The 13,961-nt window shown below is 59.2% G+C and carries 9 protein-coding genes; 5 read left to right on the top strand and 4 right to left on the bottom strand.

All coding sequences use genetic code 11. The features are described 5' to 3' along the window. Positions 1-11: 11 nt before the first annotated feature. Positions 12-2,903, bottom strand: coding sequence for a hypothetical protein (locus ELQ88_RS34590; protein ID WP_228761594.1), 2,892 nt, complete (start codon positions 2,901-2,903; stop codon positions 12-14). A 31-nt stretch (positions 2,904-2,934) separates the two neighbouring features. Next, positions 2,935-5,313: a type VI secretion system Vgr family protein gene (gene vgrG, locus ELQ88_RS11345; protein ID WP_138965072.1), complete on the bottom strand. Its 2,379-nt coding sequence runs from the start codon at positions 5,311-5,313 to the stop codon at positions 2,935-2,937. 558 nt (positions 5,314-5,871) lie between these two features. Between vgrG and ELQ88_RS11340 the strand changes: the two genes are divergently transcribed. The 4 genes from ELQ88_RS11340 to ELQ88_RS11325 all read left to right on the top strand — a co-directional run bounded on the left by ELQ88_RS11340 (position 5,872) and on the right by ELQ88_RS11325 (position 9,666). Continuing rightward, positions 5,872-6,201 (top strand): hypothetical protein, encoded by a 330-nt coding sequence (locus tag ELQ88_RS11340; RefSeq protein WP_138965070.1) that lies wholly within the window; start codon positions 5,872-5,874, stop codon positions 6,199-6,201. 79 nt (positions 6,202-6,280) lie between these two features. After that, positions 6,281-7,846, top strand: coding sequence for a PAS domain-containing methyl-accepting chemotaxis protein (locus tag ELQ88_RS11335; protein WP_128869614.1), 1,566 nt, complete (start codon positions 6,281-6,283; stop codon positions 7,844-7,846). A gap of 359 nt (positions 7,847-8,205) precedes the next feature. Further along, positions 8,206-8,607 carry a MerR family DNA-binding transcriptional regulator gene (locus ELQ88_RS11330; protein ID WP_128869613.1) on the top strand — a complete coding sequence of 134 codons (402 nt, stop codon included), beginning with the start codon at positions 8,206-8,208 and terminating at the stop codon, positions 8,605-8,607. A gap of 159 nt (positions 8,608-8,766) precedes the next feature. Beyond that, positions 8,767-9,666 carry a hydroxymethylglutaryl-CoA lyase gene (locus ELQ88_RS11325; RefSeq protein WP_128869612.1) on the top strand — a complete coding sequence of 300 codons (900 nt, stop codon included), beginning with the start codon at positions 8,767-8,769 and terminating at the stop codon, positions 9,664-9,666. Positions 9,667-9,923: 257 nt separating this feature from the next. Here ELQ88_RS11325 and ELQ88_RS11320 read toward each other — a convergent pair whose 3' ends face one another. Together ELQ88_RS11320 and ELQ88_RS11310 are read right to left on the bottom strand one after the other, a co-directional pair. Beyond that, positions 9,924-10,349 (bottom strand): hypothetical protein, encoded by a 426-nt coding sequence (locus tag ELQ88_RS11320; protein ID WP_138965068.1) that lies wholly within the window; start codon positions 10,347-10,349, stop codon positions 9,924-9,926. A gap of 293 nt (positions 10,350-10,642) precedes the next feature. Continuing rightward, positions 10,643-12,340, bottom strand: a complete 1,698-nt coding sequence (locus ELQ88_RS11310) for an AMP-binding protein (RefSeq protein ID WP_138965066.1) — start codon at positions 12,338-12,340, stop codon at positions 10,643-10,645. A gap of 406 nt (positions 12,341-12,746) precedes the next feature. On the opposite strand from ELQ88_RS11310, the gene ELQ88_RS11305 reads away from it, so the two are divergent. Further along, positions 12,747-13,910, top strand: a complete 1,164-nt coding sequence (locus tag ELQ88_RS11305) for an isovaleryl-CoA dehydrogenase (RefSeq protein WP_138965063.1) — start codon at positions 12,747-12,749, stop codon at positions 13,908-13,910. Positions 13,911-13,961: the final 51 nt, after the last annotated feature.

Here is a 13,961-nt window from a genome sequence, read left to right as displayed (position 1 = left end):
TAGGCAAGGTCTCATAATTTGCCCTTTAAGCTTTGATAACGAAGATCAGCATCAGTCATACGACGTGTTGGACCATATATTTCTAACAAAGCAGCCTCATGCTTTGCATGGTCTTCCCCCCAGTCTGCTGGATTCTCAGACACAGTCGGGTTGTTAATAAGGAAGGTCTTGACGGCAGTACCGAAATCACCTGCAACGTTACCGGGCCGGTTAACATGATGATCGAGGACAACGGACCTTCCAAAATTTGAACGAACATAGTCCCCAACGACCCATAAATTATATCCACTTGGCGATATTGATATTGATGCGCGAAGGCGCTGAACAAAATCCAAAACCTGTTTAACGATGTATTCACTCGTATTAATTGCATGAGCAAACACGGCCAACGGCTTCGAAATTAGTTTTGCCTTGCTCTCAAATGAGGTCTGATTAAAGCCTTGCCGAAGTAAAACCTTCAGCTCGCTACCGGTAACGCCATCATAGTAAAGGTATTGTTTTCTATTCTCCGTCTTGACTTCCCAGCCGCAATCCGCGAACAACGACTGATAAAGATCTGGATGTTTCTGCTTAAACTCATATACCTGTACTGGCAGCTCTCCGGCACCTTGTGGATTGATCGTCTTTTGCATGGCCCCCGCAGTTAATATCTCACTATCATAAGACTGCAGGGCATCTAGATTCCCCTCGTTTTCAGACATCGCGACTAGAATAATACGTTCCGCCATTGTCACCATGCCTGTGTTAACTAAATCATCCCAGGCCTTGAAATCGGCAAGTTTTAAGTTCCCCCAGTAAACGGGGCCGTACTGCTGCCCATAACGTGTACTCATAAATTTCGCACCAAAACAACAACCGCAAGCGCACTCATCTTTCACAAGAAAATTTGCCACCAATCCCACCGGATGAAAGTAATAAACCTCTCCATGCGCCGGAAGCCCAACTTTCGCCGCCACCTCCCCCCACCAACACATCTGCTTGATCCGCTGCTTCTCCGCCAACCAATTCAAATGTGGAGTCGAACCACTGTGGCCAAGTACCTCATCCAGCCGGCCCCACTTGCCCGCCTTGTAGTACCACTCGCTTTCACAATTGACGATCAACTGTGAAATCGACTGCGCATGGGCGGGCAGGCTGATTGCCGTTCGCAGCTCTTCAGCCGTCATCCTGCCATTGCGGTCGGTGTCGATGATGTCGTATAGCCGGGTCTTCAACGGCCCCGTGTCCCCTTCATCCGCCATGGGGCCGAAACGCTCGAGTTGCGCTTCGCTCAGGCGTTTAACCGCGCGCAGGAATGAGGCCATGAACTCCTGAGGGACGTCGTATTCGTCGATGATGTCGTAGCCTTCCCACGACCAAGGGCTGACCCAGGGTGTGACGCCGACTTCTTCGCGCACCCAGCCTTTGAGCAGGTGGTTGTCGGCGCCGTGGAGCAGCCCCTCCAGGCGATACCAGTTGCTGACTTTGCGGCTTTCGCTCGCGGTCACCTGGATTTTTCTGTCGGCCGACAGGCCGTCCAGCACGCGTTTGGGGATTAACAAGTCGGCCGCGCTGAGTGGACTGGCGGCACTCAATACTTTCAGTTGCGCGGCGGTGACATTATTTTGATGAGGCACTACCGCGGTGCCCTTGGCGAGTTTCAGCCAGGTTCTGTCTTTTTCCGGCAGGCGCTGGGCCCAGTCGCGACTGGCCTTGATGAACACCTCGACGCCATCGCCACTGAATACCTCCAGATGCAACTTTTCTTCCGGCTTCTCCGCACCGCTGCCTTGATACAGGCCGAGATGGCCGATCAGTTCCCCGGCTTTGATGGGGACGGGCGTGTCGAGCACCACCACCCGGTCCGGCCCCAGCGGTTTCTGCTCGCCTTGCAACGAGGCGAAATGCACGTACTGGTCAATGCATTCCAGCTTGCGGTAATAGTCGTCACCACTGAGCGTGAAGCGCGTGCCATCCGGCAGTTCCATGAGTACCTCGCTGTGAAAGCTCGGTTCGGCGTAGACATTGAGCGAGCCCCCGAGCGCCTTGACGTAATAGTCGTCCCCGGCGATGAGCAGCACCTCGGACATGGACACATAGCCGCGCAGCGATCCATCGGCGCTGATCAGATTGGCGGGGCCGAGGCTGTTCTCCAGCTTGCGCATGTCCCCCTTGCCACTGACGGTCACCTCGGCGCCCCGTGGCAAGAGGTCAATCACCTTGCCGTTCCGGTCCTGGGTGCGCACGTTCAGGCCACGCAGCTCAAGATTTCCCGGGCGGACGTCTTTCACCGTTTGTTTGACGCGGCGGACCGGACTCTCGGGCCAGAACGCCGGACGAGTGAAGGTGGCGTCCTCGTGGTACACCGACCAGTCCTGCAGGTGCATGTACAGGCTGTAGAAGGTCAGGCTGGGCGGTGTGTCCGGGCTGCCTTTGATCTTCGGTGGCTGAAGATAGTGGCGGACCAGCACGAAATTGCGCGAGAACGGCTTTTCTACGGTTTTTTTATTGATGGAATAAGCCGTGGTCGGCGCCTGCGTGTCGATGCGGTACGCCACCACTTCGCCGTCGGCCAGGCAGTGCACGCTGGATTGATCCAGAGCGCCGGCGGTGCCGCTGTCGAAATGTATGCCGCCGTGAAACAGGCCGCTGCGGCCGAGGGGGTAATAGCCCGCTGCGGCTTTGGCCATATGGGTCAGTTGCAACAACGGGTTGCGTGTGTGCTTGGAGGGATCTTTGTCTTTGAACGGGTGGCTCCAGTTTTTCAGTGGCTGCAATCCATCGGCGCCTGGCTCTGGCGAAGTGTCCGCCACAACCGTCGATAAGGCGGGAGCGGGTCGGATGGGAGTCACGAACTCGGCAGATCGTGAGTGCCGACCGAACGACGACTCGGTGCCAAACAGCCAAATGAGAAAATCGCGCATGGTGTGCTTCACTCCTTGTGTCTTGTAGGAATCAGGCAGAGAAATCCGAGAGCTCCACGGACTCGGCTTTGTGCTCGGACAATTGAGCCAGCGGCGGTATTTCCAGCGATTGCTGGGCTGCACCGCTGTAGTCGAACTGCGCCGACTTGATTTTGAAGTCACCCGCCGTGCCGCATTCGATGCTGGAAGGGTCGAGGGTGATGTAGCTGCCACCGGCATTGAGGGTGATTTTCTTCTTGGCGGTGATGTGGATTTCGTCTTCGGTGCTGGTGATCGCCAGGCCGTGACGGGCCATCAGTTCGAGCGTGTCGTTTTGCGCTTGCACGCTTACCGGCCCTTGGTTGGCGATCAGCTTGATGCCCAGTTTGCGCACGAACAGGCTGAGTCCCTGCCCCACTCCGATGAACAAGCGCTTGACCACGCTGAGGTCGGCTTCGCCACCGGCGTTGAGCATCAGGTTGTTTTGCGCGGCCAGTTGCAGGTGCTTGCCGCTGGTGAGGGCGATGCCCTGGGGCGCGCTGAGCAGCAGCACGGACGACTTGAGTTGCTCCAGGTCTTGCTGGAGCAGGTTCAGTTGCGAGGTCACGTCGGCGGGATCTGCGTTGGCGGCCTGGGCATCGACAGAGAGTTGCTGCAGTTGCTCACCCGCCTGCTGCAGGTGGCCGATGGCCGCGCTCATTTCCAGGACCGGCCCCTGCGCCTGGGCCTGCTGATCGGCACTGATGAACACCCCCTTCCCCGCCCGAATCGCCCCCCAACCATCGGTGCGCAATTCAAACCCTTCACCACGTTTTTTCTGCTCGGCATCAACCAAATGCCCCAGATTCAGCTGACTCTTGCCACTGTGCTCGGTACTGAGCTTGACGCGCTCTTCGCCCCTTGTGTCCTCCATCCGCAGCTTGTTATTGGCCGGCGTGCGCAGCACGTTGCGTTTGTAATTGCGCGCACGCAGGGTCACGTGGTCCGGATGTTCGCTGTCGTGCAGGGCATGGGCGATGTACGGCCGATCCGGGTCGCCCTGTTCGAAGGCCACCGCCACTTCGGTGCCGGCGATCAGCGGCAGGTGCAGGCCGTGGGTGTCGCCGGCATACGGTCGGGCCAGGCGCAGCCACATGCTTTCCTGGCCGGGGTTCCAGGTGTCGCGGTCGAACAGGAACTGCACGCGGTAGCGCCCTTCGACGTCGATTTCGGCGTAGGGATCGTGTTTTTGCGGGTTGCTGACCCGCGCCGGGACGGTGCCGGCGATTTGCGGTTTGGCCAGCAGTGGCGGGCGGAAGCACACGCTTTCCGAATAGGGGATGGCCTCGAATTGGGCTTCGAAGCTGGCATCGCGGGCGGCGCGGGTGCTGAGGTGGGTGATCACCGTGCCGCGGGCGAAGGCCTGGGGCGCGCCGCCGGTGATTTTCAGCACCTGACCGGGAGCCAGGGTCGCGCTGCTGCTGGTGCCGCTGAGGCGGGTCTGGTCGTTGAGGTAGCGTTCGTGTTGCAGACGGGCGTAGAAGTAGCCGGTTTCCGGCGGCAGGTCTTCGTAGAATTGGTAGCGGTCGCCGAGGGCGCTGTAGGGTTCGGCGTAGTGGTAGGCCTCGCCGTAGGTGGTGGTCGCACCGCGGGTGTGGTCGATCTCGCCGTCCAGGTGAGCTCGGGCGTCGCGGTGCTGGTAGGTGCGGATATTGACCTGGCGTTCCACCACCTGGTGGTGGGTTTGCAAGGACCAGACGCCGTCCTGCTCGCTGCTGCTCAGGCCGGCGGGTGAGTGGTAAGGCAGCTCGATGCCGGATTGGTAATGCAGCTGGTCGTCATGGAATTCGACGGCGTCGATCTTCAGGCGCTCGTCGCTGGTGAAGCGGTACCAGATGCCGACTTCGGCCAGCAGGCGGGCGATGAAGGCCGGGTCGCTTTCGCCGTATTGCATGACTTGCAGGCGCTTGGGGTAGGTGCGCGTGAGCTTGAAGAAAAAGTCCTGGCCGCGGAAATCGTGGCGGCTGCGCAGGATCTGTTCGACGATTTCCGGCACCGACTGGTGTTGATAGAGGCGGAACTGCTGGCCGCGGGCGAGCAATGCCAGGCGCGGCTCAAGGGTGATTTCATAGCGGGCTTCGTCGACGGAGCCGGACAGGCGTTTGAAGGCGGTGATCACGCCGTTGAAGGTGCGCAGCGGTTTGACCTTGAGGTCCTTGGTCAGGAAGGTGAGCTTTTTCGGCACGGGGTGCAGGCTGAACTGGGCCTCGCGGTTGAGCAGCTGGTCGGCGGCGAGGTCCTGTTTGGTGCAGGTGAATTCGACGACGTAGTGGAACGGCTGGCTCAGCTGTTCTTCGCCGTGGAAGGCCAGGACGTCGAGGGTCAAGTCGGCGTTGAGGACGTGCAGCTTGTGGCGGCTGTGGTCGAAGAAGGTACGTATGGGAATGGACATGCTCAGGCCTTCCTGGTCTGTGTGTTGACGATCAGGAAGGGCTTTGCTTCCACCCTGGTCCTGGGGTTGGAAGCTTTGGTGAAGTTGAATTAGTTGGAAATAGGACGCTTCTGATGAGTGCGTAGGAAGCGTCGGTTTTAAACTGGAGCGAATTTTCCTACTCGCTGCACAGACCTTTCCTGACTTCATTTCTCACTGATTCACCGTACAGTTTTCCGCGCCTTGTTTTGCGTGTGGAAGTGGGTTCGAAATCGTCGTTGTTGAGCCTGACGAATTTTGTGACTGCTTTGTGATCAGTGGCGGTCAAGCCTTGATTTTTTGGGCTTGCGTTGAATTTTTGGAGCGGGATTTGTTCGCGGAGTGGGTCTTACGGCCAGCGGAATTTCGTGACGTAGTCGTCGGAGATTTCCTTCAAGTTTTAGCGGTTTGCATGAACTGGTGCGGAGTGGGCTGCATGGGTAATCTTTCGCTGTCACTGCCAATGCTGTGGCAGGGTGTAGGAACCCTTGAAGACTCATCAACGCTGTAGCTGAACTCACTCTCCAAGGCCCCTAAAAAATGACATCAAACTCCTCAGACTCACCCTACATAAAACCCACCCCCCACCCGGAAAATCGCTTCAAGGCGCTCACCAATAATTGCAGTGACATGCCCACCCTCTTCGTCGATACCCAGGCGCCACTGGATGTGCTGGTCGACGCGGCCAACCATCGAATTCAGGCCGTGACCCAGGTGCTGGAAAACCTGTCCATGCGCGGTTCGATCGAGTGCGAGTCTTTCATTCTCAGTGACTTTGCCTTGCTCTGCGCCGTTCCGTTGCGGGATGGCTGTGATGTGCTGGAGGTGATTGGGCGGCGGTTGCGGCCGCAGGCTTCGGGGGGTGCTTAGGGGTGGATGAAAAATAAAAACTCAACAATTCCGTGACCGCGCCGACATCCTGTCAAAGCCTCACGGACTGACTATAGCCATGCGTAACAACCAGCCTATTACTCAACGCGAACGGACCTTCCCGGCTCAGCAACGGTTGATTTCCACCACCGATGCCAAGGGCGTGATTACCTACTGCAACGACGCCTTCGTCGAGATCAGCGGGTTTACTCGTGAGGAGCTGATCCATGCGCCGCATAATCAGGTGCGTCACCCCGACGTGCCTTCTGCGGTGTTCGCACATATGTGGGGCACGCTGAAGCAAGGCTTGCCCTGGATGGGCATTGTCAAGAATCGCTGCAAGAGCGGTGACCATTACTGGGTCAACGCTTATGTCACGCCGGTGTTCGACGGCCAGCAGGTGGTCGGTTACGAGTCGGTGCGGGTCAAGCCCACGGCTGAGCAGATTCAACGTGCCGAAGCGCTTTACCAGCGCCTCAACCAGGGCAAGTCCGCCGTGCCTTCCATGGATAAGTGGCTGCCGGTGCTGCAGGATTGGTTGCCGTTCATTCTGGTCAGCCAGCTGAGTTTCCTGATCGGGGCGTCGTTGAATTCGCAATGGGGCTTTGCCCTTGCCGCCGGGTTGTCGGTGCCGCTGGGTCTGCTGGGGTTGCGCTGGCAGCAGCGCGGGCTCAAGCGGTTGTTGCGCCTGGCCGAGCAGACCACGTCGGACCCGTTGATTGCGCAGATGTACACTGACAGTCGCGGCGCACAGGCGCGGCTGGAGATGTCGATTCTGAGTCAGGAAGCCCGTCTGAAAACCTGCCTGACTCGTCTGCAGGACACCGCCGAGCACCTGAGCGCGCAAGCGAAGCAGTCCGACACCCTGGCGCACAACAGCTCCACCGGCCTGGAACGCCAGCGCGTCGAGACCGAGCAAGTGGCGACGGCGGTCAACCAGATGGCGGCAACGACTCAGGAAGTTGCCAGCCATGTGCAGCGCACGGCGGATGCGACTCAGGAAGCCAATCGCCTGACCGGTCGCGGGCGGGATATCGCCGGGGAAACCCGCGAAGCCATTCAGCGTTTGTCGACGGTGGTCGGTGAGACTGGATTGACCGTGACTCAGTTGGCCAAGGACAGTAACGAAATTGGCGGCGTGGTGGATGTGATCAAGGGCATTGCCGACCAGACCAACCTGCTGGCGTTGAACGCGGCTATTGAAGCGGCGCGTGCCGGTGAGATGGGTCGCGGGTTTGCGGTGGTGGCCGATGAAGTGCGGCAACTGGCGCAACGTACCAGTGAGTCCACTGGGCAGATTCATGCGCTGATTGCCAAGCTGCAGCACACCGCCAGTACCGCGGTGCAAACCATGGAGGCCGGGCATCGTCAGGCCGAGGAAGGTGTGGCGCGGGTGCTGGAAGCGGATCAGGCGCTGGTGGGGATCAGTGAGGCGGTGGCCCACATCACTGATATGACCACGCAGATTGCGGCGGCGACTGAAGAGCAAAGTGCGGTGGCTGAAGAGATCAGCCGTAACATCAGTAACATCTCGCATTTGGCGGATCAGACTTCGGTGCAGGCGCAGCACTCGGCGTTGTTGAGTGAAGAGCTGACGAAGACGGCGAATACCCAGTATTCGTTGGTGGAGCGGTTTAATCGCTGATGGCTGTTCCAAGGTAAACAACCGGGCGCTGATGCGCCCGGGTTTGTTTTTGAGGTGTCTACTCACCTTTTCGGGCTGCCAAATACTGTGGCCAGGGAGCTCGCCTGTGGTAAAGGGGGCTTGCCCCCTGTAGGAGCTGGCTTGCCAGCGAATAGGCCAGCACATTCAACATTGATGTCGACTGATCTGACGCTTTCGCTGGCAAGCCAGCTCCTACAGGGGGCTTTGGGGGTCAGTGAATACCGGGGCGCCGCAGGTTGGTGGATACCTGGGGTGTGAGGTGTTGAAAGACTTGCGCCCCTTGACGTAAACGTCAACCTGCCATTAGCTTAGCGCCATGACCTTTTTCGAGCGCTTCCATGAGCAGCCAGACCTATAGCATCTCCGACCTCGCCCGCGAGCTCGACATCACCACCCGGGCCATTCGCTTTTATGAAGAGCAAGGGCTGCTCAGCCCTGAGCGGCGTGGGCAGGAGCGCATCTATTCGCCGCGGGACAAGGTCAGCCTGAAGTTGATTTTGCGGGGCAAACGTATTGGTTTTTCACTGGCGGAATGCCGTGAGTTGATCGAGCTTTACGATCCTACCGGCGGCAATCAGAAACAGTTGCAGACCATGCTGAACAAAATCGCCGAGCGTCGGGAGCAGCTTGAGCAGCAGATGCTGGATATCGAGCAGATGAAGCTGGAGTTGGATACGGCTCAGGAGCGCTGCAGTCAGGCGTTGGAGCAGACGATCAAGAGTCAGCAGGCGGTTCAGTAGGTCAATGCATTCCACTGTAGGAGCGAGCTTGCTCGCGATGGACGTCAGGGCGCCGCGTTTATCCAGGTGGCACCCGTTATCGTTAACGTCCATCGCGAGCAAGCTCGCTCCTACAGGGGTTATCTCAGTATTCAGATCATTCAGCACAGGTCGATTCCCATGTCCCTACCTACTCACGTACGCCTGGTCGAAGTCGGCCCTCGCGACGGTCTGCAGAACGAAGCCCAACCCATCAGTGTCGCGGACAAGGTGCGGTTGGTCGATGCGCTGACCGCTGCTGGCCTGGGTTATATCGAGGTCGGCAGTTTTGTCTCGCCCAAATGGGTGCCGCAGATGGCCGGTTCCGCCGAGGTGTTTGCGCAGATTCAGCGCAAGCCCGGGGTGACCTATGCCGCGCTCGCGCCCAATCTTCGCGGGTTTGAGGATGCGGTGGCTGCCGGGGTCAAGGAGGTGGCGGTGTTTGCCGCGGCGTCCGAGGCGTTTTCCCAGCGCAATATCAATTGCTCGATCAGTGAAAGCCTGGCGCGTTTCGTGCCGATCATGGAGGCGGCGAAGCAGCACGGGGTGAGTGTGCGGGGTTATGTGTCCTGTGTGCTGGGTTGCCCTTATGAGGGTAACGTCGCGCCGGAGCAAGTGGCGCGGGTCGCGCGCGAGCTTTATGCCATGGGCTGCTATGAAGTGTCCCTGGGCGACACCATCGGCACCGGGACGGCCGGGGCTACCCGCAAGCTGATTGAGGTGGTCGCGGCCGATGTGCCGCGGGAGAAACTCGCCGGGCACTTCCACGACACCTATGGCCAGGCCATGGCCAATATCTACGCCAGTCTGCTGGAGGGGGTCGCGGTGTTCGACAGTTCGATCGCCGGCCTCGGTGGCTGCCCTTATGCCAAGGGCGCCAGCGGTAACGTGGCCACCGAGGACGTGGTGTACCTGCTCAATGGCCTGGGCATCGACAGCGGTATCGACCTTGAGGCCTTGATTGTGGCTGGCCAGCAGATCAGCACGGTGCTGGGACGCGCCAGCGGTTCGCGCGTGGCCAGGGCTCGTAGCGCGCAGTGAGTGGGCGGATGTGTCGGGGTGTTACCGCAACGTCCGAATGTGGGGGACAAACGAGTAACACGGAAACAAATCGGTGAATTTTGGCGGCGGGGAAAATCCTGAAAAATCTCAACTGCTTGATTTTAAAGGGTTTTCAAAAGTTGGCACGGCTCCTGCTATCTCTATGGCATAACAAGAACAAAAAAAAATGTTCCAACCCTAATAAAAATAAGACGTAACGACTCTGACATAACAAAAACAACACGGCAGAGACGCAGCTAACAGATTTTTTTGGAGAGGATGTGCTTTTCAGGGTGCTTTTCGGAGTGACCCGCAACCGGGCAGAGAATAATAAAACTACCTTCAGGTAGCTCCCGAACTGGTTGGATCGCTTGGCGAGAAAGTAGATCAGCGCTCAAAAAAATACGTTTGCTCTTGATCCCGGATGGGGGTCGATAAAAACAGCGGTAAAGGGTCACGGTTGCTAAAAACAAAAACAGACCGCCCCTCAATAATAAAAAAAGAGCACGTAACGACAAAATTAAAGGGGAGCTTCGGCTCCCCTTTGTGCTTTCTGCGGTTTGTGATTTTCCCCTCTCTCCCTCTCCCTCTCCCTCTGTAGGAGCGAGCTTGCTTGCGATGGACTTCAGCGCACCGCGTTTATCCAGGCAGCACTCGTTATCGTTAACGTCCTTCGCGAGCAAGCTCGCTCCTACAGGGGGCTGCGGCGGTCACGAGGCTCGGGGTATGCTCGATCAATTGTAGGAGCCGGCTTGCTGGCGAAAGCGGAGTGTCAGTCAGCATCAATGTTGGCTGTGACGGCGCCTTCGCTGGCAAGCCAGCTCCTACAGGGGGGCTGCGGCGGTCACGAGGCTCGGGGCATGCTCGATCAGTTGTAGGAGCCGGCTTGCTAGCGAAAGCGGAGTGTCAGTCAATATCGATGTTGGCTGTGACGACGCCTTCGCTGGCAAGCCAGCTCCTACAGGGGGTGGTGGGGTCAGGTTTTGTTGATGCGCAGTTCTTCGATGCTGATTTCACGCATGCGGAATTTCTGGATCTTGCCGGTCACGGTCATTGGGAACTCTTCGACGAATTTGAAGTGACGCGGCGTCTTGAAGTGGGCGATGCGTTCTTTGCACCAGGCTTGCAGTTCTTGCTCGGTGGCGCTGTGGCCGGGGTGGAATTTGATCCAGGCGACGATTTCTTCGCCGTAGCGCGAGCACGGGATGCCGATCACTTGCACGTCGGCCACGGCCGGGTGGGTGAAGAAGAACTCTTCCAGTTCCCGTGGGTAAATGTTTTCACCGCCGCGGATGATCATGTCCTTGTTGCGGCCGGCGATGCACACGTAGCCCTCGTCGTTCATGCTCGCCAGGTCGCCGGTGTGCATCCAGCCGGCCTGGTCGATGGCTTCGGCGGTGCCTTGCGGGTTGTTCCAGTAGCCGAGCATCACGCTGTAGCCGCGGGTGCACAGTTCGCCGATGGTGCCGCGGGGCACCAGGTTGCCGGCCTCGTCGATGATTTTGCTTTCCAGTTGCGGCTGGGTGCGGCCGACGGTGGTGACGCGCAGCTCGAGGTCGTCCGAGGGGCCGGTCTGCAGCGATACCGGGCTGGTTTCGGTCATGCCGTAGGCGATCTGTACTTCACTCATGTGCATGTCGCTGATGACCCGGCGCATCACTTCGATCGGGCAAGTGGCCCCGGCCATGATCCCGGTGCGCAGGCTCGACAGGTCGAATTCGGCGCGCTGGGGTTGGTCGAGCATGGCGATGAACATGGTCGGTACGCCGTAGAGCGCGGTGGCCTGTTCTTCGGCGACGGTGGTCAGGGTCAGCAGCGGATCGAAGGCGTCGTTGGGGTAGATCATGGTGCTGCCATGGGTCATGCAGCCGAGGTTGCCCATGACCATGCCGAAGCAGTGGTACAGCGGCACCGGGATCACCAGGCGATCATTGGCGGTGAGGCCGAGGCTTTCGCCGACCATGTAGCCGTTGTTGAGAATGTTGTAGTGGCTGAGGGTCGCGCCCTTGGGGAAGCCGGTGGTGCCGGAGGTGTACTGGATGTTCACCGCCTGGTCGAAATGCAGGCTGTCCTGGCGTTCGTGCAGTTGCTCGGCGGACACGCTACCGGCCAGATCGGTCAGCTGCGACCAGGGCAGGAAACCCGCGGGCGGCTGGGCATCGAGGCTGATCACCCCGCGCAGGTCCGGCAGGCGTTCGCTGTGCACTTGGCCGGTGGCGTGCTGCGCCAGTTCCGGCACCAGGCCCTGGACCATCGCGTGATAGTCGGAGGTCTTGAAGGCGCCGGCGCAGACCAGCCATTGGCAGCCGGCTTGCTTCAAGACGTATTCCAGTTCGGAGCTGCGGTACGCCGGGTTGATGTTGACCAGGATCACGCCGATTTTCGCGCTGGCGAACTGGCTGATGCACCATTGAGCGCAATTGGGGGCCCAGATGCCCAGGCGATCACCGGTTTGCAGGCCCAGGGCCAATAGCGCCCTGGCGTGCAGGTCCACGGCGTCGGCCAGTTGCTGCCAGGTGTAGCGCAGTTGTTGGTGGCGCACGACCAGCGCCTCCCCGGTCGGGTACTGCGCGACGGTGTTGTCGAACGCCTGGCCGATGGTCATCGCCAGCAAGGCTTTGTCCTGGGAACCGCGGGTGTAGCTGCGCTGCGGGCTTGCAGTGGGTTGATCCATGACGACCCCTATTGTGTTTATTAATGGGTTGGCTACGGTTCGCTGTGGGGGCGGGTTTGTTTGTGAAGAGGTCGGCATGTTCAACATTGATGTTGACTGGTCTGACGTCTTCGCTGGCAAGCCAGCTCCTACAGGGTTCAGCTGCGGATGGTCCCTTGTAGGAGCTGGCTTGCCAGCGAAGAGGTCGGCAAATTCGACATTGATGTTGACTGGTCCGACGTCTTCGCTGGCAAGCCAGCTCCTACAGGTGGTCCGTGGTTACATCTTGAACTGGCTCTAATGTCGCTCAAGTTGACGTTAACGTAAAGGGTGATTGACAGCCATTCGTCACAGGCTTACGTTAACGTAAAGGTGAGAACCGGATCGCGGCCCTCCCCTACCCTACAAAAAAGCCAAAAGGTGACCCATGAGCTATCCATCCCTGAATTTTGCCCTCGGTGAAACCATCGACATGCTGCGCGATCAGGTTCAGTCCTTCGTCGCCAAGGAGGTCGCCCCGCGCGCCGCTCAGATCGACATCGACAACCTGTTCCCGGCGGACCTGTGGCGCAAGTTCGGCGACATGGGCCTGCTGGGGGTCACCGTGCCGGAAGAGTACGGCGGCGCCGGCCTGGGTTACCTGGCGCACGTGGTGATCATGGAAGAAATCAGCCGCGGCTCGGCGTCGGTGGCGCTGTCCTACGGTGCGCATTCCAACCTGTGCGTGAATCAGATCAACCGCAACGGCAATCACGAGCAGAAAACCAAGTACCTGCCGAAGCTGATCAGCGGCGAGCACATCGGCGCCCTGGCCATGAGCGAGCCGAATGCCGGCTCCGACGTGGTGTCGATGAAGCTGCGCGCCGACAAGCGCGGCGATCACTACGTGCTCAACGGCAGCAAGACCTGGATCACCAACGGGCCGGACGCCAACACCTACGTGATCTACGCCAAGACTGACCTGGAAAAGGGCCCGCACGGCATCACCGCGTTCATCGTCGAGCGCGACTCCAAAGGCTTCACCCGCAGCAACAAATTCGACAAGCTGGGCATGCGCGGTTCCAACACCTGCGAGCTGTTCTTCGATGACGTGGAAGTGCCGCAAGAGAACATCCTCGGCGCGCTCAACGGCGGCGTGAAAGTGCTGATGAGCGGCCTCGACTACGAACGCGTGGTGCTGTCCGGCGGCCCGACCGGGATCATGCAGGCCTGCATGGACCTGATCGTGCCGTACATCCACGACCGCAAGCAGTTCGGCCAGAGCATCGGCGAGTTCCAGCTGATCCAGGGCAAGGTCGCCGACATGTACACCCAGCTCAACGCCAGCCGCGCCTACCTGTATGCGGTGGCCCAGGCCTGCGAGCGCGGCGAGACCGCCCGCAAGGACGCCGCCGGAGTCATCCTGTACAGCGCCGAATGTGCGACCCGAATGGCCCTGGATGCAATCCAGATTCTCGGTGGCAACGGCTACATCAACGAATTCCCTGCCGGTCGTTTGCTGCGCGACGCCAAGCTGTACGAAATCGGCGCGGGCACCAGTGAGATCCGGCGCATGCTGATCGGTCGCGAACTGTTCAACGAAACGAAATGAATTTCGTTAGCGGCAAGCGGCAAGTTTCAAGCGGCAAGAACACTGCACGCT

Origin of the sequence: Pseudomonas sp. MPC6 (assembly GCF_006094435.1) — a bacterium.
GTDB lineage: Bacteria > Pseudomonadota > Gammaproteobacteria > Pseudomonadales > Pseudomonadaceae > Aquipseudomonas.
Note: the sequence above shows the minus strand (reverse complement) of the source record. Positions and strands in the feature narration are given on the sequence as shown.

Excerpts from the sequence above, each read along its gene's own strand:
- ELQ88_RS34590 (WP_228761594.1), bottom strand. The coding sequence starts at position 2,903 with ATGCGCGATTTTCTCATTTGGCTGTTTGGCACCGAGTCGTCGTTCGGT.
- ELQ88_RS11340 (WP_138965070.1), top strand. The coding sequence starts at position 5,872 with ATGACATCAAACTCCTCAGACTCACCCTACATAAAACCCACCCCCCAC.
- vgrG (WP_138965072.1), bottom strand. The coding sequence starts at position 5,313 with ATGTCCATTCCCATACGTACCTTCTTCGACCACAGCCGCCACAAGCTG.
- ELQ88_RS11310 (WP_138965066.1), bottom strand. The coding sequence starts at position 12,340 with ATGGATCAACCCACTGCAAGCCCGCAGCGCAGCTACACCCGCGGTTCC.
- ELQ88_RS11305 (WP_138965063.1), top strand. The coding sequence starts at position 12,747 with ATGAGCTATCCATCCCTGAATTTTGCCCTCGGTGAAACCATCGACATG.
- ELQ88_RS11325 (WP_128869612.1), top strand. The coding sequence starts at position 8,767 with ATGTCCCTACCTACTCACGTACGCCTGGTCGAAGTCGGCCCTCGCGAC.
- ELQ88_RS11330 (WP_128869613.1), top strand. The coding sequence starts at position 8,206 with ATGAGCAGCCAGACCTATAGCATCTCCGACCTCGCCCGCGAGCTCGAC.
- ELQ88_RS11335 (WP_128869614.1), top strand. The coding sequence starts at position 6,281 with ATGCGTAACAACCAGCCTATTACTCAACGCGAACGGACCTTCCCGGCT.